23 protein-coding genes are annotated in these 25,936 nt (G+C 71.0%); 13 read left to right on the top strand and 10 right to left on the bottom strand.

Features of this window, described 5'->3' with window-relative positions; translation table 11 throughout:
* The first annotated feature begins 147 nt into the window (after nt 1-147).
* The 3 genes from B0920_RS02770 to B0920_RS02760 all read left to right on the top strand — a co-directional run bounded on the left by B0920_RS02770 (nt 148) and on the right by B0920_RS02760 (nt 3,489).
* Nucleotides 148-2,643 carry an EAL domain-containing protein gene (locus B0920_RS02770; RefSeq protein WP_078031055.1) on the top strand — a complete coding sequence of 832 codons (2,496 nt, stop codon included), beginning with the start codon at nt 148-150 and terminating at the stop codon, nt 2,641-2,643.
* Between the two features lie 88 nt (nt 2,644-2,731).
* The gene (locus B0920_RS25370) at nt 2,732-3,205 is read left to right on the top strand and encodes a MarR family winged helix-turn-helix transcriptional regulator (RefSeq protein ID WP_179119072.1); all 474 of its coding nucleotides are present in this window, start codon (nt 2,732-2,734) and stop codon (nt 3,203-3,205) included.
* Nucleotides 3,202-3,489, top strand: a complete 288-nt coding sequence (locus B0920_RS02760) for an antibiotic biosynthesis monooxygenase (RefSeq protein WP_078031053.1) — start codon at nt 3,202-3,204, stop codon at nt 3,487-3,489. Before B0920_RS25370 ends, B0920_RS02760 begins: the two co-directional genes overlap by 4 nt.
* A 30-nt stretch (nt 3,490-3,519) precedes the next feature.
* Here B0920_RS02760 and B0920_RS02755 read toward each other — a convergent pair whose 3' ends face one another.
* Nucleotides 3,520-4,302, bottom strand: a complete 783-nt coding sequence (locus B0920_RS02755; RefSeq protein WP_179119071.1) for a ThuA domain-containing protein — start codon at nt 4,300-4,302, stop codon at nt 3,520-3,522.
* Nucleotides 4,303-4,467: 165 nt separating this feature from the next.
* Here B0920_RS02755 and B0920_RS02750 point away from each other — a divergent pair, with 165 nt between their 5' ends.
* Both B0920_RS02750 and B0920_RS02745 read left to right on the top strand, forming a co-directional pair.
* A complete protein-coding gene (locus B0920_RS02750; protein ID WP_078033254.1) occupies nt 4,468-5,061 on the top strand; it encodes a sigma-70 family RNA polymerase sigma factor in 594 nt (197 codons plus the stop codon).
* Nucleotides 5,058-5,756, top strand: a complete 699-nt coding sequence (locus B0920_RS02745; RefSeq protein ID WP_078031052.1) for an anti-sigma factor domain-containing protein — start codon at nt 5,058-5,060, stop codon at nt 5,754-5,756. Before B0920_RS02750 ends, B0920_RS02745 begins: the two co-directional genes overlap by 4 nt.
* 15 nt (nt 5,757-5,771) lie before the next feature.
* Here the strand turns inward: B0920_RS02745 and B0920_RS02740 are convergent, their stop codons facing one another.
* The 4 genes from B0920_RS02740 to B0920_RS02725 are packed head-to-tail and all read right to left on the bottom strand — an operon-like array spanning nt 5,772 to nt 9,814.
* Nucleotides 5,772-6,890 carry a HupE/UreJ family protein gene (locus B0920_RS02740; RefSeq protein WP_078031051.1) on the bottom strand — a complete coding sequence of 373 codons (1,119 nt, stop codon included), beginning with the start codon at nt 6,888-6,890 and terminating at the stop codon, nt 5,772-5,774.
* Nucleotides 6,890-8,077, bottom strand: coding sequence for a hypothetical protein (locus B0920_RS02735; RefSeq protein ID WP_078031050.1), 1,188 nt, complete (start codon nt 8,075-8,077; stop codon nt 6,890-6,892). The genes B0920_RS02740 and B0920_RS02735 overlap by 1 nt, the downstream gene beginning before the upstream one ends.
* Nucleotides 8,074-8,325 carry a hypothetical protein gene (locus B0920_RS02730; RefSeq protein WP_078031049.1) on the bottom strand — a complete coding sequence of 84 codons (252 nt, stop codon included), beginning with the start codon at nt 8,323-8,325 and terminating at the stop codon, nt 8,074-8,076. The genes B0920_RS02735 and B0920_RS02730 overlap by 4 nt, the downstream gene beginning before the upstream one ends.
* 10 nt (nt 8,326-8,335) lie before the next feature.
* Entirely contained in the window at nt 8,336-9,814 is a 1,479-nt protein-coding gene (locus tag B0920_RS02725) for a DUF4331 domain-containing protein (protein ID WP_078031048.1), read from the bottom strand.
* Nucleotides 9,815-10,022: 208 nt separating this feature from the next.
* On the opposite strand from B0920_RS02725, the gene B0920_RS02720 reads away from it, so the two are divergent.
* Entirely contained in the window at nt 10,023-10,418 is a 396-nt protein-coding gene (locus tag B0920_RS02720; RefSeq protein WP_078031047.1) for a hypothetical protein, read from the top strand.
* Nucleotides 10,419-10,642: 224 nt separating this feature from the next.
* Nucleotides 10,643-11,476: a metallophosphoesterase gene (locus B0920_RS02715; RefSeq protein ID WP_078031046.1), complete on the top strand. Its 834-nt coding sequence runs from the start codon at nt 10,643-10,645 to the stop codon at nt 11,474-11,476.
* An 18-nt stretch (nt 11,477-11,494) separates the two neighbouring features.
* Here the strand turns inward: B0920_RS02715 and phbB are convergent, their stop codons facing one another.
* Nucleotides 11,495-12,217 carry an acetoacetyl-CoA reductase gene (gene phbB, locus B0920_RS02710; RefSeq protein WP_078031045.1) on the bottom strand — a complete coding sequence of 241 codons (723 nt, stop codon included), beginning with the start codon at nt 12,215-12,217 and terminating at the stop codon, nt 11,495-11,497.
* A 104-nt stretch (nt 12,218-12,321) separates the two neighbouring features.
* Nucleotides 12,322-13,374: a nitronate monooxygenase family protein gene (locus tag B0920_RS02705; protein ID WP_078031044.1), complete on the bottom strand. Its 1,053-nt coding sequence runs from the start codon at nt 13,372-13,374 to the stop codon at nt 12,322-12,324.
* Nucleotides 13,375-13,538: 164 nt separating this feature from the next.
* Here B0920_RS02705 and B0920_RS02700 point away from each other — a divergent pair, with 164 nt between their 5' ends.
* Nucleotides 13,539-13,925 (top strand): winged helix-turn-helix domain-containing protein, encoded by a 387-nt coding sequence (locus B0920_RS02700; RefSeq protein WP_179119070.1) that lies wholly within the window; start codon nt 13,539-13,541, stop codon nt 13,923-13,925.
* An 11-nt stretch (nt 13,926-13,936) separates the two neighbouring features.
* Here B0920_RS02700 and B0920_RS02695 read toward each other — a convergent pair whose 3' ends face one another.
* Both B0920_RS02695 and B0920_RS02690 read right to left on the bottom strand, forming a co-directional pair.
* Complete coding sequence (locus B0920_RS02695) at nt 13,937-16,141, bottom strand: ATP-binding protein (protein WP_078031042.1); 2,205 nt, start codon at nt 16,139-16,141, stop codon at nt 13,937-13,939.
* A 70-nt stretch (nt 16,142-16,211) separates the two neighbouring features.
* Nucleotides 16,212-16,697 (bottom strand): Lrp/AsnC ligand binding domain-containing protein, encoded by a 486-nt coding sequence (locus B0920_RS02690; protein WP_078031041.1) that lies wholly within the window; start codon nt 16,695-16,697, stop codon nt 16,212-16,214.
* Nucleotides 16,698-16,751: 54 nt separating this feature from the next.
* Here B0920_RS02690 and B0920_RS02685 point away from each other — a divergent pair, with 54 nt between their 5' ends.
* Entirely contained in the window at nt 16,752-18,107 is a 1,356-nt protein-coding gene (locus tag B0920_RS02685) for a D-amino acid dehydrogenase (RefSeq protein WP_373887872.1), read from the top strand.
* Between the two features lie 4 nt (nt 18,108-18,111).
* Nucleotides 18,112-19,260 carry an alanine racemase gene (gene alr / locus B0920_RS02680; protein ID WP_229455113.1) on the top strand — a complete coding sequence of 383 codons (1,149 nt, stop codon included), beginning with the start codon at nt 18,112-18,114 and terminating at the stop codon, nt 19,258-19,260.
* Here the strand turns inward: alr and B0920_RS02675 are convergent.
* Entirely contained in the window at nt 19,257-20,249 is a 993-nt protein-coding gene (locus B0920_RS02675; RefSeq protein ID WP_179119069.1) for an NADPH:quinone reductase, read from the bottom strand. The genes alr and B0920_RS02675 overlap by 4 nt on opposite strands.
* A gap of 94 nt (nt 20,250-20,343) precedes the next feature.
* On the opposite strand from B0920_RS02675, the gene B0920_RS02670 reads away from it, so the two are divergent.
* The 3 genes from B0920_RS02670 (at nt 20,344) to B0920_RS02660 (ending at nt 25,915) form a co-directional block, all read left to right on the top strand.
* Nucleotides 20,344-21,237, top strand: a complete 894-nt coding sequence (locus B0920_RS02670; RefSeq protein ID WP_143745612.1) for a LysR family transcriptional regulator — start codon at nt 20,344-20,346, stop codon at nt 21,235-21,237.
* 385 nt (nt 21,238-21,622) lie between these two features.
* Entirely contained in the window at nt 21,623-24,841 is a 3,219-nt protein-coding gene (locus tag B0920_RS02665) for a di-heme oxidoredictase family protein (protein WP_229455111.1), read from the top strand.
* 159 nt (nt 24,842-25,000) lie between these two features.
* On the top strand, nt 25,001-25,915 hold the full coding sequence (locus B0920_RS02660) for a hypothetical protein (RefSeq protein ID WP_078031036.1): 915 nt from the start codon (nt 25,001-25,003) through the stop codon (nt 25,913-25,915).
* Nucleotides 25,916-25,936: the final 21 nt, after the last annotated feature.

Here is a 25,936-nt window from a genome sequence, read left to right as displayed (position 1 = left end):
CGCCGAGGCCCTTGCCCACGGCGCGTCTCCCGAATGGCGGGGCCCGCCGTATGCACGCAAAAACGCTGGACGGCGGGGGGCGATTCCTCCATAGTATCGAGTATTGACACTTGAACAATTCCAAGCCGCAAGGCAATCGGAGGCGAGATGGACGCTGGGGTGCAAGGCGGTCGCGAGGACTGGTACCGCATCGCGTTCCAGCGCGCTCCCGCGCCCCTGCTGGTCTGCGACAGCGCCAGCCTGCGTGTGCTGGCGGCCAATGCCTGCGCCACCTCCACCTTCAGCTACTGCCCCGAGGAATGGTCCGGCACCGGCCTGCTGGCCCTGTTCGAGCCGGCCGACCACGAGCGCGTGCGCGCCGCGCTGGCCGCCGCCGCCGAAAGCGGCGAAGCCCAGTTGCCGGCCCTGCGCCACCTCGGCAAGGACGGCGCCTGGCTGCGCTGCGAGCTGCTGTGCTACCGGCTCGAGGACAGCCGGCCGGCGCCGGTGCTGGTGGCGATGCAGGACCAGTCCGAGGTCGAGGAAGCGCACGCCAAGCTGGCCCACCTGCAGGACGTGCTGGCGGTGTCCCAGGAAGTCACCGGCCTGGGCTGCTTCTGCATGAACCTGGCGACCGGCGCCCAGACCTGGTCGGTCCAGATGTACCGCAACCTCGGCCTGGCCCCGGCCAGCGTGATGCCCTCGATGGAACGGGTGCTGGCGCCGGTGCACCTGGCGGCGCGCACCCGGCTGGCCGAGGCGATCGAGCGCTGCATCCTGGCCGGCGCGCCCTTCGACCTCGAGCTGCCCCTGACCTGGCCCGACGGCAGCGAGCACATCCTGCGCGCCAGCGGCCGGCGCGTGGCGGGCGACGTGCAGGCGCCCGCCTGGTTCGCCTGCGCCACCCTCGACATCACCGAATCGCAGCGCCTGCGCGAGCGCCTGCTGCGCACCGAGGCCGACCTCCAGCACGCCCAGGAGATCGCCCACATCGGCACCTGGGCGGCCGACCTGCGCAGCGGCCTGGTCGAGACCACCTCGCGCGAGACCCACCGCATCTTCCTGGGCGCCGACGGCCCGGCGGACGCCAGCGGCCGCTTCAAGCTGGACCAGCTGTTCCGCCGCATCCATCCGGACGACCTGGCCGGCGTGCTGGCGGCGCGCGAACACAGCCTGCGCACCCCCGGCGCACGCTACGACCACCGCTACCGCATCGTGCACGAGGACGGCGAGGTGCGCCACGTGCATTCCCAGGCCGACGTGGTGCGCGACGCCTACGGCGAGCCGCAGCGCATCGTCGGCGTGATCCGCGACGTCACCGAGATGACCCGCGCCGAGCAGGAGATCGAGCGCCTGGCCTTTTGCGACGACACCACCGGCCTGCCGAACCGGGTCGCGCTGCGGCGCCACCTGGACGCCGCCTTCCGCGCCGGCGAGGGACTGGAGCAGCCGGTCGCGGTGCTGACCCTCGAACTGGCGCACTTCCGCGAGATCAACCTGACCCTCGGCCACCTGAACGGCGACGAGCTGCTGCGCGAGGTGGCGCGCCGCCTGCGCGCCGAGCTGGGCGAGGACGTCCTGCTGGCGCGCTCCGGCAACGCCCAGTTCACCATCGTGCTGCGCGGCGCGGACGCCCACCGCGCCGGCGCGCTGGCCGAGCGCGTGGCCGGCGTCTTCGACACCACCTTCCTGATCGCCGGGGTGCGCTACGAGATCAGCGCCCACGTCGGCATCGGCCTGGCGCCCGGCCATGCGCGCGGCCCCCTGGAACTGCTGCGCAAGGCCGACGTCGCGGTGTTCCTGGCGCGCCGCAACGGCCGCAAGACCATGCTCTACGCGCCCGACCAGGACCCCTACGACCCGCAGCGCCTGGCCCTGCTCGGCCAGTTCCGCAACGCCATCGCCGAAGGCCAGATCGAACTGTATTGCCAGCCCAAGGCGGCGATGGCGAGCGGCGAGGTGATCGGGGTCGAGGCTCTGGTGCGCTGGCGCCATCCGACCCTGGGCATGGTGCCGCCGCGCGAATTCGTGCCCCTGATCGAATCGACCGAACTGATCCATGCGCTGACCACCACCATGCTGCAGGCCTCGGTGCGCCAGTCGCACGCCTGGCGCCAGGAAGGCCTGGCGCTGCCGATCGCGGTCAACCTCTCGACCCGCAACCTGACCAGCGGCACCCTGCCCGGCGACCTGGGCGCCCTGCTCGCGGCCTGGGGCGGCACCCCGGACTGGATCGGCCTGGAGATCACCGAGAGCAGCCTGATCGTCGACCCGGACGCCTCGATCGCCCAGCTCCACACCCTGTCCAGCATGGGCTTCCGCCTCTTCATCGACGACTTCGGCACCGGCTATTCCTCGCTCAACTACCTGACCATGCTGCCGGTGGACGTGATCAAGATCGACCACGGCTTCACCACCAACATGCTGCGCGACCGCCGCGCCGGGGCCATCGTCAAGGCCACCATCGACCTGGCCCACGACCTCGGCATGTCGGTGGTGGCCGAGGGCACCGCCACGCGCGAGATCTGGGACGCGCTGCTGGCCTGCGGCTGCGACGAGGCGCAAGGCTATTACGTGGCGCCGCCCCTGCCCGCCCATGAATTGCCGGCCTGGATGCGTCAGCACGCGGCGCGCCGGCGCCACGCCTACACGCCCTTTCAATAGGCGGATTCCCCCCCACGCAGACGGGTGGCCGCTCGGGGCCGCATCCCGCTATACTTCTTCATTTGCTTATCTCGCCGGACCTTTCCATATGGATATTGAACAGCTTGCTTACACGCCTTGTTACTGCTCCTCGCTGCGGCAAGCCTCGCGTTACCTGACCTCGTTCTACGATCAGATGCTCAGCGGTACGGGCCTGCGCGTGACCCAGTTCTCGATCCTCGCGAAGCTGCTGCGCGGCTCCGCCAACGTCAACCAGCTGGCCAAGGCGATGGTGATGGACCGCACCACGCTGGCGCGCAACCTCCAGCCTCTGGTGCGCGAGAAACTGATCGTCATCCGCCCCAGCGAGCAGGACCGTCGTGAACGGGTGATCGAACTCAGCGCGCGCGGGCGCGAACTGGTGGCCGCCGCCCAGCCCGCCTGGGAACGGGCCCAGAAACTGTTCGCCGAACGCTTCGGCCAGGAACAGGCCGAGCACATGCGCGCCATGATGGGCGCCGTGGTGGACAGCGGGGTGCACGAACTGCTCGAGAAGACCCCGCTGGAAGCGGAGCGCGCATGATCCTCGAGGTCGCGATCCTCGACGTGATTCCCGGCCGCCAGGCCGAATTCGAAGCCGCCTTCCGCCAGGCCGCGCCGATCATCGCGGGCATGCGCGGCCACGTCTCGCACACGCTGCAGCGCTGCCTCGAGAAGGACAGCCGCTATCTCCTGCTGGTGAACTGGGAAACCCTGGAAGACCACACGGTGGGCTTTCGCGGCTCGCCGCAATACCAGGAGTGGAAGCGGCTGCTGCACCACTTCTACGATCCCTTCCCGACGGTGGAGCACTACACGGCGCTGTGAGCGCCCGGCGGCGTGCCGGAGCGGCGCGCCTCAGTCGCGGGCGACGCCCCTGCCGGTCGCCGCCCAATAGATGCCGCCATACAGGTGGTGCAGGAAGAGCGGATCGCGGTAGGTCGCGGCCAGGTGGCCCAGGCCGGTATAGAAGGCGCGCCCGCCGTCGTAGTGCTGGTACCAGGCCACCGGATGGAAGGCGCCCATGCCCTTGCCCTGGCGGTCGGGCCAGGTGGTGTTCGGGTCGTAGCTCGACTCGTCCACGCTCAGCAGGTAGTGCAGCCTGGCGCGCGCCGGGCCGTATTCGTACCATTCGTCGGTGAACAGGTTGCGCGCGGCGAAGCGCTCCATGCCAGGGAAGTCGCTGCGTTCGACCTTGAGCACCGCGGTCTGCACCGCCGGGTGCACGTGGAACATGTGACCCACCATCTTCGTGTACCAGGGCCAGCCGTATTCGGTGTCGGCCGCGCTGTGCACGCCCACGTAGCCGCCGCCGCGCCGGATGTAGCGCTCGAAGGCCGCCTGCTGGCCCTCGTCCAGCACGTCGCCGGTGGTGAGCAGGAACACCACCGCCTGGTACTTGGCCAGCTCGGCGTCGTTCATCACGCGCGCCGCGTCGGCGCTCCAGAACACCTCGAAGTCGTGCAGCTTGCCCAGCTCCTGCACCGCCGTGACGCCGGCGTGCACGGCCTCGTGCTGCCAGCCGGCGGTCTTGGTGAACAGCAGCACCTTGAACTGGGCGGCTTGCAGCGGAGCGAGCCAGAGGAAAGCGGCCAGGAAGGCGGCGAGGCGCGATGCGGTCTTCACGTCGTCGAGGGGCATGGATGAGGGGCCGCCCACGCTAAAGGACGGCGGCTGGTTTGTCAATCCGGCCATGGCGCCCGGACGCATGAACCGGAATTGTCGCTGCGCGCCGGCCGCCGCCCGATATTGCCGGGTTACAATCGGCACGGCACGCTTGCGCACAACCATTCCGACAAGGCTTACGTGACTACCGACACCGATACCAACGAGCGCCTGCGGCGCCTCCTCGGCCGCGTCGCCCTCGGCGACGCGGCGGCCTTCCGCTCCCTGTATGACGCCAGCTCGGCGAAACTGTTCGGCTTCGCGCAACGTATATTGAAGAAGCACGAGCTTGCGGAAGAAGCCCTGCAGGAGGGCTTCGTGTCGATCTGGCACGCGGCCGCCGCTTACCAGCCGCACCTGGCCGCGCCCATGACCTGGATGGCGACCATTGTGCGCAACAAGGCGCTCGACATCTACCGCCGCCAGGTCGACCTGGACGCCATGGCCGATGTGGACGGCGCGCGCTTCGAGGCGGACCTGGCGCTGGCCCTCCAGGAGCCCGGCGCCGGCCCGCAGGAGCACGCCGAGCTGTCGCGCGAGGCGCGCGCGCTCGCCTGGTGCATGTCGACCCTGGAAGCGAAGCAGCGCCAGGCGATCGGCATGGCTTACTACCACGAGCTGTCGCACAGCGAGGTCTCCGACCGCCTCAGCCTGCCCATCGGCACGGTCAAGACCTGGATCCGGCGCGGACTGGAAAAACTCAGGAACTGTCTCACCCAGCGGACCATGGCATGAAGATCGACGACAACCCGGTTTTGCGCGAACGGCTCTCGGCCGAATACGTCCTCGGCACCCTGAGGGGCGGCGCGCGGCGGCGCTTCGAGCGCTGGCTCGCGTCCAGCGCCGCCTTGCGCGCCACGGTCGACGAATGGCAGCGGCGCCTGGCCGCCATCGCGGAGTTGCCGCCGGCGGTCGCCCCGCCGGCGCGGGTCTGGGACGGCATCGAGCGCCGCCTCGGTTTCGCCCGTCCGGCGCCGTGGTGGCAGTTCTGGCGCGGGGCCGGCGCGCCGATCTGGGGCGGCGTGGCCGTCGCGGCCAGCGCCGCCGCCATCGGGCTGGCGCTGGTGCTGCGCGCCGGCGCCCCGGCCCCGGCCATCGACCAGGTCGCGACCCTGACCGACGAACAGTCCCGCACCGCCCTGGTGCTGGCGGCGGACGCGCGCCGCGGCCGGATCGAGGTGCGGGTGGCGGCCGGCCTGAAGGTGCCGGACGACCGCACGCTCCAGCTATGGGCGATCGACCGCGCCGGCAAGCCGCGCTCGCTCGGCATCCTGGCGGACGTACGCGGCGCCAGCCTGGCGCTGGACGATCGCGCCGTCGGCGCCGAGGTCATGCTGCTGGCGGTCTCGCTCGAACCGAAAGGCGGCTCGCCCGACCCCAATGGTCCGACCGGACCGGTGCTGTACAAGGGCGCCTGGGTCCGGCTCTAGCGGCCTGCTGCCCGCCTAGCCGGGCAGCAGGCGCAGCGCGAAGGCGCGCTCGGCGAACCAGAGCGCGGCCACCAGCATGATCGCGCCCGAACCGCCGGCCAGCACCGCGCGGCGGTAGAAGCGCGTGGCGCGCAGCAGGTAACCGAGCGGCAGGAACACGGCCACGATCGCCAGCTGGCCCAGCTCGACGCCGAGGTTGAAGCCCAGCAGGGACAGCGCCAGCGCGCCCGGCGCGAGGCCGAGTTCGCCCAGCACTCCGGCGAAGCCGAAGCCGTGCACCAGGCCGAAGGCGAAAGCCACCACCCAGCGCCGCGCGTGCGTCAGCGGCACGATGTTGTTGAGCGCCGCCAGGATCACCGAGGCGGCGATCGCGCTCTCGACCCAGCGCGAGGGCAGGCTGACGATGTCCAGCGCCGCCAGTCCCAGGGTGATCGAATGCGCCAGGGTGAAGGCGCTGACCACCTTGACCACGTCCAGCAGGGCCGGACGCAGCGCGGGCACTGGAGTCCAGGCGCCCTCGCGCCAGGCCAGCACCGCCGGCAGCAGCAGCGACACCAGGAACAGGATGTGGTCGAAGCCGATCCAGATGTGCCACACCCCATGCCGCACATAACTCAGGAAGGCCTGGCCCGCTCCTTGCGCGCCGTCGACCACGGCGCTGGGCCGCTCGCCGCCCAGCGCCAGCGCCTGGTCCGGGCCGAGCCCGGCCAGGCTGACCAGGCCCCGGTGCTGGGGATCGGTGTCGGCGAACAGGCGGTAATCGATCTCGAGGCGTCCTCCGGCCGGACAGTCGGCGCGCAGCGGCAGCACGGTATAGGCGCCGTCCGCATGGCGCTCCACCAGTTGCTGGCCGGCGCTCAGGCGGCAGGCCTGGCCGCCGCGCGCGATCGACAGCCGCGACAAGGCGTAGTCCGCGATCGCGGCGTGGCGCGCGCGCAGCTCGTCCCAGGTCAGGCGTCCGTCGCCGTCGGCGTCCAGGCCGATCGCGTGGTCGAGGTCGCGCAGGGCGATGTCCCAGCGTCCCTTCAGCGCGCTCTCCCCGGCTTCCAGGCGCAGGTAGGCGTCGCTCGGCTTGTGCGCATGGGCGGGCAGGATGCAAGCCAGCAGCAGGATGAACAGGCAGACGATCCGCATCACGCGCCTCCCTGCAGGCGGGCGGCGAGATCCTGCAGCCGCGGGTCCTGCACGCGGTTGGCGCGCATCCAGTCCAGCACCGGGCGGGCGCCGGCCGGATCGCGCGCCGCCAGCGCCGCCTCCAGCAGCACGCGGGCGTCCGCGACCTCCTTCTGGCTGTCCCAGTTGCGCCGCGCCAGCGCCAGCGCGGCGCGCGCCTCGCCCTGCAGCGCCAGGGCGTAGCGCGCCTGCTCGCGCAGGTGGACCCCGTCGCCGCGCCAGGCGGCGGCGTCGAAGCGGGCGCGCAGTTCGGCCTTGGCCGCCTCCAGCTCCGCCCCCGCCGCGCCGGACTCGCGCAGCGCCAAGGTGTAGCGCAGCAGCAGCGCATCGACCCGGCGGTGCGGACGCAGCAGGCGCGCCGCGGCGTCGAGCTCGCGCCGGTCGAGCAGGAAGTCGGCGTAGGCGCCCAGCAGGTAGGCGTCGCCCGGCGCCAGGCGCAGGGCGCGCGCGAAGCGCTCGCGCGCCGCCTGCTGATCGCCGCTCCGCACCGCCATCTCGGCCAGCCCGGTCAGCGCCCAGGCGTCCAGCGCAGGATCGGCGCCACCCTCGCGCGCCAGGGTCGTGGCCAGCAGGCGCTCGCTGGCCGCCAGCCGTCCGGTCACCGCGCCGACCGCGGCGGCGCAGCCGGCGGCCGCCATGGTCTGGCCCAGCGCGGCCAGGCGCGCGCAGCTGCGGGTCGCGGCCCCGTAGTCGGCGCGCACGGTCTCGATCGTGGCCCTGGTCAGCCAGGCCTGGGCATTGTCAGGCTCGCGCGCCAGCACGCCGGCGAGGTCGCGCAAGGCCTCGTCGAAGCGGTGCTCCGACTGCAGCAGGGTGGCGCGCAGCAGGCGCACCGGCGGCGGCGGTTCCTGGCTGCGCCACCAGGGCGCCAGCGCGGCCTGGGCGTAGCCGAGGTAGCGCGGGTCGGCGTCGCGCCGGCCCAGCTCGATGTAGCGGCGCGCCAGGCCGGTGGCGAGCGCGAGGTCGGTCGGATTGGCCGTCAGCCGGGCGCGCAGCAGGCGCAGCTCGCGCTGGCCGGCGTCGCCGCCGTTCGGCAGCACCTCGATCACCTCGGCGCCGCTGGCCGGCAGGCGCGGCTCGGCCGCCGCGCCGGCGCAGGCCAGGCTGGACGCCAGCGCCAGCGCGAGATGCGCGCGGCGCCGCCTCATGGCGCCAGCGCTCCCGGCTCGCTGTTTTCCGGCATGGTCGGCGCGCTGGCGTCGAGGGCCGCCGGCTCGGCGTCCTCGGGCTGGCTGGCGACCAGTTGCGCGACCTGGGCCACGAAGGGGTCGGGCTGCGCCACCGGCGGCGGTGGCGTCTGCACCGGGGGCAGCGGCTGCGGCGCGTTGCTGCCCCCGCAGCCCGCGAGGGCGAGCGCGAGCGCGAGCGGGGCCGCAAGAAAGATGGTCCGTCTCATGGCGTTCTCCTCACGGCTGCTGCGGCGATCCCGGCAGCGGGGTCTTCAGGTAGGGGAAGGCGTTGCTCACGAAGCTGGCGTCGAGGTAGGCGCCGTCCGTGAAGCGCAGCCCGCCCGCCGGCGCGTCCGAAGGCGCGCAGCCGAGGTTCAGGGTACACAGCTTGCCCATCACCACCCGCAGCGCGATGTCGACCACGTCGTCGCCCGGCCGGCGGCCGTTCGGGAAGCCGGCGTTGTCGCCATCGATCACGCCCAGGCGCTTCTGGGCCGCGGCCGGCGCCGGCGCGATCGAGGTGTTCAGGCGCAGCATCTCGGAGGGCGTGACGGTGGCCGGCTGGTTCAGGCCCTTGACGCCGGTGAGGAAGGCGGCCACCAGGTCGTTGCGCGGGAAATTGGTCGGCGCCTTCGCCCCCGCGCTGCCGTAGAGGATCTCGACCAGGGCCGGCAGGGTCGGGTTGGTGACGTAGTCGGCGAACTGGGCGTCGGCCGCCGGCTTGCTGTGGTTGAAGCGGTCCTTGTCCTTGAGGCCGATGACGACTTCATTCACCAGCGGCATGCCCAGGCGCGAGACCTGGGTCCAGGCCCCGCCCTCCTTCGAGGCGCTGGCGCCGGGCGCGGGATTGAGCAGGCGCCCCTGGCGCAGGCTGGCCGTGGTCCAGCCGCCGATCACCGGATCGTTGCCCGAGGTCAGGCAGGAGATCGCCACTTCCAGTTCGATGCTGGTGACGTTCTTGCCCGCCAGGTCGTCGCGCGCGCCGCGCTCGGCATTGGCGGAGAACTCGACCGCCGGCGCCTTGATGTTGACCAGGTCGAAGGTCTCGCCGAGGTTGACCACGAAGGGGTCCTTGCGCTGGCCGACGAACATGCGGGCCGGGGTCGCGCAGCCAGGGATGTTCACCGCATAGACGTGCTTGGCGGCATAGGAGGCATAGTCGGGAATGGATTTGGCGCCGATGTTGTCGACCGGCTTGTCGAACAGGTTGCCGCCGCCGGTGGCGCTGGTGACGGCGCTGCGCGCGCCGCCGCGGCGGTCGCCACGCACCACGTTGACGCTGTAGGTCTCGCGCAGGTTGAGGCCGGCCGGGTTGCGGTCGTCGATCGCACCGCCGTTGATCACCAGCGGGATCGACACTTTCTTGCCGCCCACCGTCAGCTGGGTGTCCTTGTTGGTGTTCTGGAAACGGAATTGGAAGCTCAGGTCTTCCCTGGCGTCGCCATTGTTATCGATGTGGATCTCGTAGAGGGCGTCCGGGTCCATCGAAAAGTAATTCGGTCCGGCCACCGGATCCTGCAGCGGCACGTAGTTGGCGATCAGGGTCACGAAGCCCTCGCGTCCCGGTTCATAGCTGCGGAACATGTAGAAGTCGGTGGCGTCGATCTTCGGATGACGGGTGATGAACGGCGCTTCCCGGTGGCTGGACGCCGTGGCCGGGGCCGCGGCCAGGACGCCGGCTCCCAGCGCCAGGACCAGCGCCCCGCGGACGCGCATTGCGATATGAAACATGTTTTTTCCCTCCCACTCAGTGATTGAAACGCAGGATTGCCAGGCTTATACGTTCCGGGAGGCCCGCCGGATTCATCCGAGGCGAAATAAAGGGCGCCGGGGGCTCCTTGCACTCTTTTGATCTAAATCAATCAGATTCCCGCGACGGCTGGCGAGACTGCGGAGATACCGATAAATAGAGGAGACCAGGGGAATGAAGCCGATGACAGCCAGCGTCCTGGCGACCGGAAGCCGCGGCTTTCGCAGCGCGCGCGTGCAACTTTGTATCCGGCTGCAGCGGGCCGCCGCCCTGCCCGCGCCGGCCTTCCAGCGCGGATTCGCCGCCATCGTCGCCCACGTGGAGACCGGCCTGCGCCAGGAGGAAGCCATGATGGAGGCCCTGGACGACGCCCGCCTGCACGGACGGCGCGCCGAGCACGCCGTGCTGCTGTGCGCCCTGCACCGCGTGCTGCCGCGGGTAGAGCGCGGCGAAGTCGAACTCGGACGGCAGGTCCTGAGGGCGCTGGCCGACCTGCTCTCCCTGCCCGGCCCGGCCCCCGCTGCGGCCCCGCCGGGCAGCCGGACGCCGTCCCCGCGCCTGCTGTCCTGAGGGCGCAGCCAGGGTCAGGCCCACGCAAGCCGCACCGTCGACGACGCCCCGGCCTGCCCGCCCGGTCCAGGACGCCATGCCCTGAGCTAAGGTCGGCGCGCGGTTGGCACGGTCCGCTCCAGGTCGGCGCTCCAGGTCGGCGCCCCAGATCGGCGCGCCACGCCGGCGCGCAAGGCCGGCGCTCCCTGGCCGCGTGCGCCGCCCGGAGCCGCTATACTGCGCCCATGCGCATCCAGTTATTTTCCGACCTGCATCTCGAACGCTATCCCGCCTTCCAGCCCGTGATCTTTCCCGACACCGACGTGGTGGTGCTGGCCGGCGACATCGGCTCCTACCAGGCCGGCTCGCGCCTGGACGGCGACGACTTCGGCCTGGAACGCTTCTCGCCCCTGGCCGCCGGCACGCCGGGCCGGACCGTGCTCTACGTGCCCGGCAACCACGAGTTCGACGGCCTCGACTACGACGAGACCATGGCCCGCCTGCGTTCCACTTGCGCCCGCCTCGGCATTACCTGGCTCGACCGCGAGACCGTGACCCTCGGCCACGTGCGCTTCGTTGGCACCACCCTGTGGGCCGACTTCGACGCCCTGGCCCTGCGCGAAACCGAACTCACCCGGCAGCTCCAGCAGCGCGGCAAGGCCTTCCGCGCCGCCAACTACTACCTGAGCAAGAATACCACCCTGAAGGACGGCGCGCCCATGCTGGCCGAAGACATGCGCCCGCTCTCGCTCGCCTGCCAGGCCTGGCTGCGGGCGGCGCTCGCCACCCCCTTCGACGGCGTCACGGTGGCCGTGACCCATTTCGCGCCCAGCCTGCAGAGCGCCGACCCTCGCTACGGCCTCACGCCCGGCACGGCGGGTTTCTGCAACGCCCTGGACGAGCTGTTTCCATTCGCCGACCTGTGGCTGCACGGCCACCTGCACTGCCGCAACGACTATGTCGTCAACGGACAGGAGAACGGACGCGAGTGGCGCTGCCGGGTGCTGGCCAACCCGCTCGGCTACCTCGGCAAGGGCGAGCAGGAGGACTTCCGGCCCGATCTGGTGATCAAGCTGTGAAGACCGCCGGCCTGGGCCTCAGGCCAGGTACTGGCCGCCGTTGACGTCGATGGTGGCGCCGGTGATGAAGCCCGCGGCCTCGTCCACCAGGAAGGCCGCCACCCGCGCGATGTCCGCCGGCGTGCCGAGCCGCCCCACCGGGATCGCGGCGCTGATCGCCTTGAGCACGTCGGGCCGCAGCGCCGCCACCATCGGGGTGTCGCAATAACCTGGCGCGATCGCGTTGACGGTCACGTTGCAGGCCGCATTCTCGAGCGCCAGCGCCTTGGTGAAGCCGAGGATGCCGGCCTTGGCGGCGCAGTAATTGCATTGCCCGAGCTGGCCCTTGCGCGCATTGATGGAGCTGATGTTGACGATGCGCCCGAAGCCGCGCGCGCGCATGCCCTCGATGAGCGGGCGCGTCATGGCGAACATGGAGCCGAGGTTGGTGCGTATCACGTCCTGCCATTGCGCTTCGCTCATCTTGTGGAACATGGCGTCGGCCGTGATGCCGGCATTGTTGACCAGGATCCCGACCGGCCCGAGCTCGGCTTCGACCCGGGCGGCGCCGGCCCGGCAGGCGGCCGGGTCGGACACGTCCCAGCGGTAGACGCGGATGCCGTAGTCGGCATGGAATTGCCGGGCCTCAGCCTCGTCATGCAGGTAGTTGGCGGCCACCCGGTGTCCGCCCTCGTGCAGGGCAAGGGCGATCGCCTTGCCCAGCCCGCGCACCCCGCCCGTCACTAACGCCGTCCTGCCCAATTCGTCCTCCGTCCGGATCCGATCGTGTCCATGCCACTATGGCGGGCGACGGCCTTCGGAGTATGAGCTGGGTCAATGCTGCGCTGCGACAGCGAGGCAGCGGCCTAGGGCGCGGACATCTCCGCCACCAGGGTCGCGACCAGGCTGGCGGCCGGCATCTCGCGCGCCAGCGCGAAGCCTTGGCCGGCCCAGTTGACCGAGTAGTCCTGCACGCCCTGGGCCGACGCCGCCGCGTGCAGGGCCTTGGCGGCGTCGTAGGCGACCGGGTAGTCGGGAATGTCCGGATGGCCGGGCGCGCCGATGTCGTCGAAAAAGCGGTTCACCAGCCCGCGCGCCGGCCGCCCGGAGATCGCCGCCGTGACCGCCGTGCGCAATCCCTCGGGCGCGCGCAGCAACTGGCGGTGGTGGGCGGTGGCCGAGGATTCCGGGCAGGGGATGAAGGCGGTGCCGAGCTGGGCGCCGGCCGCGCCCAGGCGCAGCACGGCGGCGATGCCCTGGCCGTCCATGATGCCGCCGGCCGCCACCACCGGAATCCGCAGGCGCGATGCCAGCAGGCGGGTCAGGGCCAGGGTGCCGATCGCCGGCTCCACCTCGGGGTCGAAGATGCCGCGGTGCCCGCCCGCCTCGTAGCCCTGGGCCACCACCACGTCGATGCCGGCGGCCTCGATCGCCAGCGCCTCGGGCAGCGAGGTGGCGGTGGCCATTAGCACGCAGCCGGCCCCGTGCAGGGCGGCGATCCAGGACGGCTCGGGCAGGCCGAAATGCAGGCTCACCACAGGCGGCGCTTCGGCGACCAGCAGTTCGAGCATCTCGGGGTCGGCCAGGAAGCTGGTGTAGATCTCGCGCAGCGCGGCCGGCGGGGCGGCGCCGAGGGTCTCGAAATGGGGCCGCAGGTGGTCCAGCCAGCGCGCTTCGCGCGCCGGGTCGGCCTGGGCCGGGCGGTGGGTGAACAGGTTGACGTTGAAGGGCTTGCCCGTCAGCTTGCGCACTTCCTGGATCGCGGCGCGCGCCTGCAGGGGGTTGCCGGCGCCCAGGGCGATCGAACCGAGCGCGCCCGCCTCGGACACGGCGGCGGCCAGCCTGGGCGTGGACACGCCCGCCATGGGCGCCTGGATGATGGGGTGGCGGATGCCGAGCAGGTCGGTCAGTTGCGTCATGGTGCTCTCCTTGGCGGTTCGACAACGGACGAGTATATGCCAGCGCGCCGGCGCCTGCCGCAGGCCGCGCCGCCACAGCAGGATTCTTCTATCCGGGCCCGGGCGGCCGTCCCATAATCGGCTGGCGGCCCGGCATGCGCGGCCGCGCACATTCTGGAGGCCCCATGGACGCCGGCGCACCGGTTCCCTATTCGATTTCCTTCCTCGACTACGAGCTGCTGCCCGGCCAGCGGCGCCTGCTGCGCGCGGGACGCGAACTGGCTATCGGCACCCGCGCCTTCGACCTGCTGACCATGCTGGCGGCGCGCCCGGGCGAGGTGCTCAGCAATCGCGTCCTGATGCAGGGCGTCTGGCCACACAGCGTGGTGGTCGAGACCAACCTGCGGGTCCAGGTCGCCGGGCTGCGCAAGCTGCTGGGCGCAGGCGCGCGCGGCGCCGCTTCACCCATCGTCAACGTGGCCGGGCGCGGCTACTGCTTCACCGCCGACACCGTGCTCACCCCTGGGGCGGGCTGGGGACGCGCCGGCTGGCCGGCGCGGCGCGCGGCCTGAGCGCCCGCGCTTCAGGCGGCGGTCGCGGGCTGGGGCGCCAGCGCCTGGCGCAGGGCCTCGAGCGTGGCCGGCTTGGTCAGGTGCACGTCGAAGCCGGCGTCGAGGGCGCGCTCGACGTCCTCCTTCTGCCCGTAGCCGGTGAGCGCCACCAGGCGCAGCCCCGCCCCGCCCTGGCGCGCGCGCAGGGCCGCCGCCAGCGCATAGCCGTCCATGTCCGGCAGGCCGATGTCGAGGATCGCCACCTCCGGCGCGCAGGCCGGGGCCACGGCCAGGGCCTCGCCGGCCGTGTGCGCCACCCTCACCTCGTGCCCGAGGTCGGCGAGCAGCGCGGCCGCCAGCGCCGCCGCGTCTTCGTTGTCGTCGACCAGCAGGATGCGGCGGCGCACGACCGGCGCCGCCGCCGCCCCGGGAGCGTCCGGCAGTCTCGCCTGCCCGAGCGGCAGCCGCAGTTCGAAACGGCTGCCCTGCTCCGGCCCGTCGCTGTGCGCCGTCACGGTACCCCCATGCAGCTCGACGATCTTGCGCACGATCGCCAGGCCCAGCCCCAGGCCGCCGGTGCGGCGCGCCAGCGGCTGGGGCGCCTGGAAGAAGGGCTCGAACACCTGGGCCAGCAGGGCCGGCGTCATCCCGACCCCGTTGTCGCTCACCACCACGCGCGCCTGGCCGTCGATCGCGTCCAGGCGCACGCGGGTGTCGCTGCTGCCGAAGCGCGCGGCATTCGAGAGCAGGTTGTTCAGCACCTGGGCCAGGCGCGTCTCGTCGCCCTCGACCCAGAGCGCGTCCGGGGCCTGCAGCACGATCGCTTCGCCGGCGCGCGCGGCCACCGTCTGGCGCGCCACCTCGGCCAGGTCGAGCGGCCGGATCTCGATGCGCAGCTTGCCCGAGGTGATGCGCGAGACGTCCAGCAGGTCGTCCACCAGGCGCCGCAGGTGGTCGACCTGGCGCCGCATGATGGCGCGCTCGCGCTGGGCGGCCGGCTCGCGCCGCAGATCGAGCATGTCGAGCGCGGCGAGGATAGGGCTGAGGGGATTGCGCAGCTCGTGGCCGAGCATGGCCAGGAACTGATCCTTGGCCTGGCCGGCCTGGCGGGCCTCGGCCAGGGCCTCCTCCTGGCGCGCCAGCGCCTGGCCGAGGTTGGCCAGCAGTTGCGAACGTTCCTGTTCGTGCTGGACCCGGCGGCGCGCGGCCGCCTCCAGCGCGCCGGCCATCAGGCGCAGTTCGCGGATGCGCGAGCGCGGCAGCCGCACCGCCTCCCCTTCGCCCAGGGCGGCGGTCGCGGCCTGCACCGCGCCGATGCCGGCCACGATGCGGCGCGACAGCCACAAGGCCAGTCCGATGCACACGGCCAGGGTGGCGAGGAAGCCGGCCGCGTAGTACGCGATCCGCTCCGTGAAGGCGTAGCCGTGGGCGTCGTTCGGCGAACCGATCGCCACCGACCAGCCGTAGCGCGAGGAGGTGGTGTAGGCGGTCACGACGTCCGCGCCCTCGAGGGTACGGGTGTGACCCACGCTCTCCGGCCCGCCGCGCTGCATCAAGCTCAGCAGGCTCGGGCTGCCCGGCTTGGCGACCATGCTGTCCTGGTCGCGCGAGCGCGCCACGATGCGGTAGGATGCGTCCATGACGGAGATCACCGAGTCGGACGGAACTTTCTGGCGCGCAATCAGCCCCAGGAAGCGGTCCGGCCGCACCACCGCACTCAGCGCATAGATCTGCTCACCGGGTCCCTGGACCGCGATGCGCACCGGCACCGCCGGACGGCCGCTTACGCCGCGGGTGACCCTTCCGACCACCGGCCGCTTGTCCGCGAACAGCCGTCGCAGGCTGTCCGGATCGGCCACCGGCGCCGGCGGTGCGTCGTAGGGCGCCATGGTGCGCAGCAGCGGCTTGCCGCTCTCGTCCGATACGATCACCCCCAGCCAGCTGGGCTGCAGCTGGGCGCCCGCCACCCGGTGGAAGGCGCGCAGGTCGCCGGCCAGGAACTCCGGGGTGCGCGCCAGCGCGCCAAGGGCGTTGACGGTTGCGTCCAGCTCGGCGTCGACGGCGCTCGACAGCGCGCGCGCATGGTTGAGCATCAGGCGTTCCTGCTCCTGGGCCTGGTTGCGCGCGGCCCCGTGGATGGCCCAGGCGCCGAGCAGCGCGAGCGGCAGCAGCCCGATCGCCGTCAGCACGATCAGGAGGTGGCGCAGGGACAAGACCAGGCCGTCGGGTGTACGCATGGGGTAAGCCTGGAAAAGAGATGTCCCCATTATAGAGCCGGAGCGCGGCCGCGCCCGGCGGCGGCGCCCGCTAGCTTCCGATCGACAGCGCCAGGGTTTCCTTCAGCTCTTCCATCACCACATAGCTCTTGGACTGGCCGGCGTCGGCCACGTGCAGGATCTCGCCCAGCAGGCGCCGGTACTCCGACATCTCGGGGATGCGCGCCTTGATCAGGTAGTCGAAGTCGCCCGAGACCAGATGGCATTCCATCACCTCGGGGATCGCGTACATGGCGCGCTTGAAGCGGTCGAAGGCCTTCTCCGACTTCTGGTGCAGGGTGATCTCGACGAACACCAGGATCTGCAATCCCAGGGCCTGGGGATTGACGCGCGCGTAGTAGCCAGCGATCACGCCGTCGCGTTCCATGCGCTTGACCCGCTCGATGCAGGGGGTGAGCGAGAGCCCGACCTGCTCGGCCAGGTCCTTCATGGCGATGCGCCCGTCCTGCTGGAGGATGGACAGGATGTGGTGGTCGATCTTGTCCAGGACACGGCTGGACGCCTTCTGTACGCGCATGGAGACCCGAAAAGTAAAAAGTTCCTGAAAACACGACGATTAACAGGAACAATTATGGCGTCACTAGCGATAACATGGCAACCATTCCTAAAAACAATCAATCTTTCTGAGGAAGCTATGCGAGTCATCGTGCTGGGCAGCGGCGTGATCGGCGTCACCACCGCCTATTACCTGGCGAAAGCCGGTCATTCGGTCACCGTCATCGACCGCCAGCCGGGTCCCGCCCTGGAGACCAGTTTCGCCAACGCCGGCCAGATCTCGCCCGGCTACGCCTCGCCCTGGGCCGCGCCCGGCATCCCGCTGAAGGCCGCCAAGTGGCTGTTCCAGCGCCACGCGCCGCTGGCGATCCGCCCGGACGGCAGCCTGTTCCAGCTGGCCTGGATGTGGCAGATGTACCGCAACTGCTCGGCCGACCGCTATGCGGTCAACAAGGAGCGCATGGTGCGCCTGGCCGAGTACAGCCGCGACTGCATGCGCGCCCTGCGCCAGGAAACCGGCATCGACTACGAAGGCCGCCAGCAGGGCACCCTGCAGCTGTTCCGCACCCAGCAGCAGTTCGACGCCGCCGGCAAGGACATCGAGGTCCTGAAGAACGCCGGGGTCGCCTACGAACTCCTGGCCAGCGACCAGCTGGCCGGCGCCGAACCGGCCCTGGCGAACGTGCGCGACAAGCTGGTGGGCGGCCTGCGCCTGCCCAACGACGAGACCGGCGACTGCCAGCTGTTCACCACCCGCCTGGCCGCGATGGCCGAGGCGCTCGGCGTGCGCTTCGAATACGGCGTCGACATCCGCAGCCTGCTCGAGACCGGCGGCCAGGTGTCCGGCGTGGTGACCGACAAGGGGACCTTCAGCGCCGACCGCTACGTGCTGGCCCTGGGCAGCTATTCGCGCCTGCTGCTGCAGCGCTGGTTCCCGCTGCCGGTCTACCCGCTCAAGGGCTATTCGATCACGGTGCCGATCACCGACGCCGCGCGCGCTCCGGTCTCGACCATCCTGGACGAGACCTACAAGATCGCCGTGACCCGCTTCGACGACCGCATCCGCGTCGGCGGCATGGCCGAAATCGCCGGCTACAGCAAGGAACTGAACCCGCGCCGCCGCGAAACCCTGGAGCTGGTGGTCAACGACCTGTTCCCGGGCGCCGGCGACACCCGCCAGGCCAGCTTCTGGACCGGCCTGCGCCCGATGACCCCGGACTCGACCCCGGTGGTGGGCGCCACCCCGCTGGGCAACCTGTACGTCAACACCGGCCACGGCACCCTGGGCTGGACCATGGCCTGCGGTTCGGCCAGCGTGATCGCCGACCTGGTGGGCGGCAGGACGCCGGCCATCCGCGCCGACGACCTGGCGGTGTTCCGCTACGCCGGCACGCCGGGCAGCGCCCCGCGCGGCGGCTTGGTCCAGGCTTGATCCCGTGAGCGCGGGTTCCGGCGCGGCCCTCGAGGCCGTGCGCTACGGCGCCAGCGAGCTGGCGCGCGCCGGCGCGGTGCTGAGCGTCGACCTCGACGCGGTGCGCGCCAATTACCGGCTGCTGGGGGCCCAGGCGCCGCGCGCCGCCTGCGCCGCCGTGCTCAAGGCCGACGCCTACGGGCTGGGCATGGAGCGGGTGGCGCCGGCGCTGGCGCGCGAAGGCTGCCGCGTGTTCTTCACCGCCCACGTGGCCGAAGGCATGCGCCTGCGCCAGCTGGTGCCCGAGCACTGCGCGATCTACGTGCTGCACGGCCCGCCCCCGGGCACCGCGCCCGACTTCTACCAGTACGACCTGATCCCGGTGCTGAACGACCCCGGCCAGCTGCGCGAGTGGCGCGCCGCCGCGCGCCAGCTCGGACGCCGCCTGCCGGCCGCGATCCAGCTCGACACCGGCATGTCGCGCATGGGGATGGCGCCCGCCGAGCTGGCGGCCGAGAGCGCGAAGCCGGACTGGCTGTCCGGCCTCGACCTGAAGCTGGTGATGAGCCACCTGGCCTGCGCCGACGAGGCGGGCCACCCGATGAACGCCGGCCAGCGCCGCCGCTTCGAGCGGCTGCGCGAAGTCTTCCCCGGAGTGCCGGCCAGCCTGGCCAATTCCTCCGGCGTCTTCCTCGGCCCCGCCTTCCACTACGACCTGCTGCGTCCGGGCGCGGCCCTGTACGGGATCAATCCCCAGCCGGACCAGCCCAATCCGCTGCGCCAGGCGGTGCAGCTGGCGGCGCGCATCGTGCAGGTGCGCGAGATCGCCGAGGGCGCGGCGGTCGGCTACGGCGCGCGCTGGGTGGCCCCCGGCCCGCGCCGCATCGCCACCATCGCGCTCGGCTATGCCGACGGGTGGCTGCGTTCCCTCAGCGGACGCGGGCAAGCCTTCGTCGACGGCGTGGCCGCGCCCTTCGCCGGCACCGTGTCGATGGACTCGATCACCCTCGACGTCAGCGGCCTGCCGGCCGAGCGCGTGGCGCCGGGCCGCCTGGTCGACCTGCTGTGCGCGCAGCAGGACCTGGACGCGGTGGCGCGCGACGCCGGCAGCATCGGCTACGAGCTGCTGACCCGGCTGGGCGGGCGCTTCCACCGCCGCTACCTGGGCGCCTAGTCGCCGCCGGCGAAGGCCAGCACCGCCTTCCCGACTTTCCCTTCCTCCACGAAGCGGTGGGCGGCGGCCGCATCCTCCGGTGCGAAGCGCAGCACCGGCCCGAAGCGCTGCCCGCCTGCGCGCAGCAGCGCGTTCACGCCTTCGACCGCGCGCGCCAGCTGCGCCGGCGGCAGCAGGTAGACGATGAAGTGGCTGACGCTGCCGAAGATCCGCATCATGCCGCGGTAGTCGAGCCGGAAGTCCGGCGCACGCGAGCCGTAGACGACCGCCCTGCCGCCGAACGCCAGCAGGGCCGGATAGTGCGGCGCGTACCACGAGGCGTCGACGTCGATGATCAGGTCCGCGCCCGCGCCATCGGTGGCGGCGCGCAGCGCTGCCGCCAGCGCGTCCATGTCGCGATAGTCGAGCGCCAGCGCGGCGCCGGCCTCGCGCGCCTGGCTGCGCTTGGCTTCGCTGCTGGCGGTGGCGATCACGCGCGCCCCGGCCCGGCGCGCCAGCTGGATCGCATGCAGGGCCACGTTGCCGGCGCCGCCAGTCACCAGCACGGTCCGGTCGCGCAGCTCGCCGTAGGCATGCACGGCGTGCCAGGCGGTCAGGAGGGGGATGCCGATCGCCGCGCCCAGCTCCAGCGCCACTCCATCCGGCAGCTCGGCCACCTGGGACGGCGGCAGGCACAGGTACTCGGCCGCAGAACCGTGCTGGCGCCGCCACTGGGCGTTGAAAAACCAGACCCGCTTGCCGAGCCAGGACGGATCGAGCCCGGCGCCGACCCGCTCCACCACGCCGCTGCCGTCGCTGTGCGGCACCACCCAGGGCCAGGCCATCGCCGATTGCGAGATCCCTGCCCGGGCCTTGGTGTCGGACGGATTGACCCCGGAATAGGCGACCCGGATCCGCAGTTCCTGCGCGCCTGGCTCCGGCACTTCCAGTTCTTCCAGCCCCAGCACCTCGGCGGCCGGCCCCAGGGCCCGATACACTACTGCTTTCATATGCACTCCCATCGCTGACGATGCGGACGATTCTAGGAAAGCCCTCGCTGTGGAACAACGCTCGAAAACCGACAGCGCCGTTAAAAAACGCGCGTTGTCCTGGGATGATTTGCTGACGCTCTCGACCCTGGCGCGCCAGGCCAGCTATGGCGCGACCGCGCGCGCGCTCGACCTGACCCGCGCCACCGTGGTGCGGCGCATGCGCCGGCTCGAACTGGCGCTCGGCTACCAGCTGGTCGAGGAAAGCCAGGGCAAGGTGCGGCTCACGCCGGATGCCCTCAGGGTGGTCGCCACCGCCCACGAGATGAACGAACTGGTGCGCGGCATCGGACAAGCCGGCGAGGAGGCGGGACCGCGCCTGGCTGGCCGGGTGCGGGTCACGGCCCCGGAAGGCATCGCGACCTGCCTGCTGGCGCCTGCCCTGGCGGCGCTGCGCCGCCAGCACCCCGGGCTCGGCATCGAGCTCCAGGTCTCGATGGCCGTGCTCAGCCTCAGCCACAAGGAAACCGACATCGCGGTGCGCCTCGCCGAGCCCAGCGACGGCAACCTGGTGGCCCTGGCCCTGCCGCCCTTGCGCTACGCAATGATGGCGGCGCGCGCGGCGCTGGCCTCGGCCGGCGCGGATGCGCTGCCGCTGGCGGGCTATGACCGTGCGGCCGAGACCGTGCCAGAATCGGCCTACCTGCGCCGCCACTACCCGCAGCGCGAACCCGCCTTGCGCAGCAACAGCCTGCTGGCCCAGGTGGAGGCGATCCGCCACGGCGCGGCCTGCGGACTGCTGCCGCTTTACATGCTGGACCGCTATCCCGAGCTCACGACCCTGCCCGGCGCGGCGCCGATGGAGAAACCAGCCTGGATCGTGTTTCACGGTGCGCAGCGCGGCAATCCGGCGATCCAGGCGGTGCGAACATGGCTCCGGTCGACCCTGGAAGCCGCGTTCGGCGATTCGAACGATTCCTCTACTGTTGTGCGGCAAAGCAAGAGATAATGTCAATCAGGAAATCAAGATTTCCTCTTTTTTGGCGCTTGTAGCATGACCCCTAGCGCATTCTTCCTCGCTGTAGCATGAAAAATCCCGGATGCATGTGGATTTTCCGCAACACGCCTCTTCCCTCTGCCGCTCCCCTCGCGCGAACCCGCAAGCCATCCCGGGCTTGATCTAGATCTATTTCCTTTGGTAGAGCTCTCCGTACATACGGAACAAATATGCTATCGTTAACATTGCTGCGTGGAAATTTTGTGTCGGACTCGAAAGCCGAGAGGACATGATTGGATCACCTCCCAGCGCCCGCCGCCGACGACGCGCCGAGCCGCAGCGGGATCCGGACCATGCGGCTTTCATTGCAACAAAATCAACGGTAGAGGGAGGTACCATGACACCAACCATGACCCGGCGTGGCCCGGGTCCCATTTCACGCACGCGCCTGGCCCGACAGGGCCTGCAGGCCGCGCCGCTCGCGCTGGCCCTGCTGCTGGCGGCCTGCGGCGGCAACGGCGGCGACGCCGATACCCCGGCCAGCGCCACCGCGTCGACCATGTCGCGCTCGGCGGGGCGGGTGGCGGCGGAAGCGCCGCTGACCCCGGTCAAGGCCAGCGCCAGCAACTCGGAGCGCGGCGACCTGGGTCCCCAGGCCGCCATCGACGGCGACCCGAACACCCGCTGGAGCAGCGGCTTCACCGACAACGAGCACCTGCAGCTCGATTTCGGCGCTTCCGTGGTAATCAACCGCGTCGCCATCGACTGGGAAAACGCGCGCGCCACCGAATACGTGCTCGAAGTGTCGAACGACGAGCGCAGCTGGACCGTCATCAAGCACGTCACCGACAGCCAGGGCGGCAGCGAGAACCTGACCGGCCTGAACGGCGAGGGACGCTACCTGCGCATGCGCGGGATCAAACGCAACACCGGCTACGGCTATTCGATCTTCGAGATCAAGGCCTACACCGGCGGCGCCGTGAGCGAACCGCCGCTGCCGGAGGAACCCCAGCCGCCGGTCGACACCACCAAGCCGGGCGTCGCGATCAAGCCGGTCGCCACCAGCGGCTCGCCGGTCGAGGGCAACAACACGACCGCCGCCGCGATCGACGGCAACATGGCCACCCGCTGGGGCAGCGCCCACGAGAACGGCGCCTACATCGTGTTCGACTTCGGCGCCAAGGCGCAGATCGGCTACATGAAGCTGGCCTGGGAAAACGCCTACGGCCGCGAATACAAGCTGCGCTCTTCGGACGACGGCAAGACCTGGACCGACGTGCGCCACGTCACCGACGGCAAGGGCGGCACCGAGGAATTCTTCAACCTCGGCATCAACGCCCGCTACGTCCAGCTGCAGGGCTACCAGCGCGCCACCGCCTACGGCTACTCGCTGTACGAGGTCGAGTTCAAGACCCCGGGCAGCGACAACACCCTGCCGGTGGTGAACACCACCCCGGTGCCCTACCCCGCCAACGGCGGCGCCATGACGCCCCTGCCCGGCAGCACCGATCCGGTCGAGTCGCTGCAGTTCACCCTGCCGGACGGCACCCTGGTCACCCGCTTCGGCGCGCGCGGCCTGGCGCGTCACGGCCGCGAGCGCGGCGAAGAGTGGAACGAAGTCGGCTACGGCCCTAACGAGACCATCGACGCCAACGGCAATCCGGTCGACAAGGGCCCGGGCAACTACCTCAGCTTCGTGCCGCAATACTTCAAGAACCGCACCTGGGGCGTCGAGATCATCGACAACAGCCGCGTGGCCGGCGTGACCAAGCCGACCCTGATCGTCAACCAGTACACCCAGACCGACTTCCTGTCGGGCGGCATCGCCTTCTTCCGCGCCTTCGACCGTCCGGGCGACACCGGCTACGGCTGGATGGCGCCGGGCGAACTGGTCGACAACGGCATCAAGGTCTGCAAACCGGTGCCCTACCCGGCCAATGGCCGCCTGACCACCGTCAACGGCATCAACAACGGCTGCACCCTGCAGATCAAGGACTACCCCGGCCACCGCGCCCTGGGTCCGGACGGTTTTCCGAACGGCCTGAGCATCCCGGCGCGTCCGCTGGTGGCGGGCGACGTGATCGAAGTCTCGCCCTCGATGTTCACCACCAAGGAAGCGCTGGCGGCCAAGGGCGACTTCGGCGGCGAGCGCTACTACTCCTACGAGTGGGTCTACGTGGTCGGCCAGGGCCTGCGTCCCTGGTACGGCGTGCAGCCGCGCCTGAACTCGGTGCCCCTGCCCGAGTCGACCCTGTCGGGCGGCCTCGGTTCGGTGTCCTATAACTACACCGACGAAGGCAAGTTCATGTTCCAGCAGCCGCATACCAACATCGGCATGCAGAACATGCAGCGCTTCGTCGAAGGACGCCGCCTGCTGCACACCAACTTCACCACCGGCCGCCACAGCGAAGTCGGCAACGACCGCTACGACCCGGCCGTCGGCCTGCAGGGCCAGCGCTTCAGCCAGTCGGTCTGCATCGCCTGCCACGTCAACAACGGCCGCAGCCCGGCGCCGCTGGCCGGCCAGCGCCTCGACACCATGGGCGTGCGCACCGCGGTGCTGGATGCCGACGGCAAGCAGCTGCCGCATCCGAAGTACGGCATCTCGGTCCAGATGAACGCCTACGGCGCCAACGCCACCCCGCAGAACTGGGGCACCAACGTGCGCGTCTCCGGCGTCGAGTCGCGCACCGTCACCCTCGGAGACGGCACCCCGGTCAAGCTCTCCAAGCCGGTCGTGTCCTTCGAAGGCGGCGCGCCGCAGATCTACTCGCTGCGCGCGGCCCAGCCGATGCTGGGCGTGGGCCTGCTGGAAGCCGTACCGGAAGCCGACATCCTGGCGCGCGTGCGTTCGACGCCGGACGAGGATGGCGTCAAGGGCGTGGCCAACTTCGTGTTCGATCCGGAGAGCGGCGCGGTGCGCATGGGCCGCTTCGGCTGGAAGGCGGCCAAGGCCTCGCTGCGCCACCAGAGCGCCGAAGCGCTGCTGCTGGACATGGCGGTGACCTCGCCGGTGTACCCGAACCGCGCCTGCGCCGCCGATCCGGCCAGCTGCAAGTCGCAGCCGGCGCAGCGCGGCGTCTCGGATGCTGAACTGAAGTCGATCTCGGAGTACCTGGCCCTGGTCGCGGTCCCGGCCCAGCGCAGCCTGCCGAGCGGCTTCCCGAAATTCGTCTCCCCGCTGCCCGAGCATAACGTCGATCCGGCCAAGGTCGCGGCGGGCTCGAAGCTGTTCCAGGGCCTGCGCTGCGTGGCCTGCCACACGGCCGAGATGAAGACCGGTTCGACCCACCTGTTCGCCGAACTGCGCAACCAGACCATCCGTCCCTACACCGACCTGCTGCTGCACGACATGGGCGAAGGGCTGGCGGACGACTACGTCGAAGGCCAGGCCAAGGGCAATATGTGGAAGACCGCGCCGCTGTGGGGCATCGGCTACACCGAGATGGTCATGGCCAACAAGGGCAAGGTCGGCTACCTGCACGACGGCCGCGCGGCCAACCTGACCGAAGCCATCATGTGGCACGGCGGCGAAGCCGAGAAGTCCAAGCAGCGCTTCGCCAACCTGTCCAAGGCGGACCGGGAAGCCCTGCTGGCCTTCCTCAAGTCGCTGTAAGCGGATACCGGCGGCGCGTGGCGCCGCCGTGTTCCAGGCCTCGCCTCCCGGCGGGGCTTTTTTTTTGGCGCGCGCGCAACGGCGCCGGCGCGACGCATCCGGACCGGGGCGCGGCGCGTATCTCCCACTACAATGCCCTTGTCACTCCGGGAGACCGATTTGCGAAAGACCCTGCTTGCCACCCAGCTCGCCCTGGCGCTACTGGCCACCGCGCCCGCGGCCTGGGCTAGCGCTGCGCAGCCCACCGCCAGCCTGCTGGAGCGCGCCGGCGCGCCGGCGCCGGATGTCGTGCAGCATTTCGTGGACGCAGGCATGCGCGAGGTGCGGCCCCATGAACTTGATGCCGGCGAACGCCGCCAGGTCGAGGCGGCCCTGGCCGCGCTGCCCGAGCTGCACCGCCGCGTGCTGGAAAAACGGCTGCGCCGCCTGGGCTTCGTGGACGGCATCCCGGGCGCCGGCACCGGCCTGACTTCCGCGGTCGAAGGCAGCGGACAATTCGACATCACCCTGCGCGCCAGCATCCTGAAGGAAAGCCTGGGCCAGTTCCTGAGCACCAAGGAAAAGCGCCTGTTCGCGGACGACGGCTCGGGACACAGCGTCAGCATCGAAGCTTCGGGCATGGACGCCCTCGGCTACGTGCTCCTGCACGAAGCCAGCCATGTCGTCGACATGGCGCTCGGCATCACCGAAGACCGCCAGGCCCCGCTGGTGCGGGGAATCTGGGCCGGCGGACGCGAGCTGGCACCCGCCCTGGCCGCCTCGCCCGCCGCCGCCACGCCCTTCCGGCGCGCTCCCGCGTTGCCGGCCGCGCGCGCCCGCGCCGTCTATGACGCGCTGGCGGACACGCCCTTCGTCAGCCTGTACGCCACCGCCGCCGCCGGCGAGGACTTCGCCGAACTGGTGAGCTGGCACGAGATCGCGCGCCGCCACGGCGGCAAGCTCGCGATCCTGATCCGCGACGCCAAGGGCGCCACCGTCGCGCGCTACGCGCCGCTGGATTTTCCCGCGGTGCGGGCGCGCTGGCCCGAGGTCGAGCGCCTGCTGCGCGTGCAGGACGGAGACGGCATCCGCTAGCGCCAGGGCGGCCGCCGCCCT

Origin of the sequence: Massilia sp. KIM, assembly GCF_002007115.1 — a bacterium.
Lineage (GTDB): Bacteria > Pseudomonadota > Gammaproteobacteria > Burkholderiales > Burkholderiaceae_D > Telluria.
This window is presented reverse-complemented; position numbering and strand designations above follow the sequence as displayed.

What these genes read in the sequence shown, in the direction of transcription:
- B0920_RS02705 (WP_078031044.1), bottom strand. Translation starts at nt 13,374, where the DNA reads ATGACGCAACTGACCGACCTGCTCGGCATCCGCCACCCCATCATCCAG.
- B0920_RS02700 (WP_179119070.1), top strand. Translation starts at nt 13,539, where the DNA reads ATGGACGCCGGCGCACCGGTTCCCTATTCGATTTCCTTCCTCGACTAC.
- B0920_RS02735 (WP_078031050.1), bottom strand. Translation starts at nt 8,077, where the DNA reads ATGAGGCGGCGCCGCGCGCATCTCGCGCTGGCGCTGGCGTCCAGCCTG.
- B0920_RS02665 (WP_229455111.1), top strand. Translation starts at nt 21,623, where the DNA reads ATGACACCAACCATGACCCGGCGTGGCCCGGGTCCCATTTCACGCACG.
- B0920_RS02740 (WP_078031051.1), bottom strand. Translation starts at nt 6,890, where the DNA reads ATGCGGATCGTCTGCCTGTTCATCCTGCTGCTGGCTTGCATCCTGCCC.
- B0920_RS25370 (WP_179119072.1), top strand. Translation starts at nt 2,732, where the DNA reads ATGGATATTGAACAGCTTGCTTACACGCCTTGTTACTGCTCCTCGCTG.
- B0920_RS02695 (WP_078031042.1), bottom strand. Translation starts at nt 16,141, where the DNA reads ATGCGTACACCCGACGGCCTGGTCTTGTCCCTGCGCCACCTCCTGATC.
- B0920_RS02755 (WP_179119071.1), bottom strand. Translation starts at nt 4,302, where the DNA reads ATGCCCCTCGACGACGTGAAGACCGCATCGCGCCTCGCCGCCTTCCTG.
- B0920_RS02760 (WP_078031053.1), top strand. Translation starts at nt 3,202, where the DNA reads ATGATCCTCGAGGTCGCGATCCTCGACGTGATTCCCGGCCGCCAGGCC.
- B0920_RS02675 (WP_179119069.1), bottom strand. Translation starts at nt 20,249, where the DNA reads ATGAAAGCAGTAGTGTATCGGGCCCTGGGGCCGGCCGCCGAGGTGCTG.
- B0920_RS02685 (WP_373887872.1), top strand. Translation starts at nt 16,752, where the DNA reads ATGGCGTCACTAGCGATAACATGGCAACCATTCCTAAAAACAATCAAT.
- B0920_RS02730 (WP_078031049.1), bottom strand. Translation starts at nt 8,325, where the DNA reads ATGAGACGGACCATCTTTCTTGCGGCCCCGCTCGCGCTCGCGCTCGCC.
- B0920_RS02770 (WP_078031055.1), top strand. Translation starts at nt 148, where the DNA reads ATGGACGCTGGGGTGCAAGGCGGTCGCGAGGACTGGTACCGCATCGCG.
- B0920_RS02715 (WP_078031046.1), top strand. Translation starts at nt 10,643, where the DNA reads ATGCGCATCCAGTTATTTTCCGACCTGCATCTCGAACGCTATCCCGCC.
- B0920_RS02745 (WP_078031052.1), top strand. Translation starts at nt 5,058, where the DNA reads ATGAAGATCGACGACAACCCGGTTTTGCGCGAACGGCTCTCGGCCGAA.
- B0920_RS02720 (WP_078031047.1), top strand. Translation starts at nt 10,023, where the DNA reads ATGAAGCCGATGACAGCCAGCGTCCTGGCGACCGGAAGCCGCGGCTTT.
- B0920_RS02725 (WP_078031048.1), bottom strand. Translation starts at nt 9,814, where the DNA reads ATGCGCGTCCGCGGGGCGCTGGTCCTGGCGCTGGGAGCCGGCGTCCTG.
- B0920_RS02690 (WP_078031041.1), bottom strand. Translation starts at nt 16,697, where the DNA reads ATGCGCGTACAGAAGGCGTCCAGCCGTGTCCTGGACAAGATCGACCAC.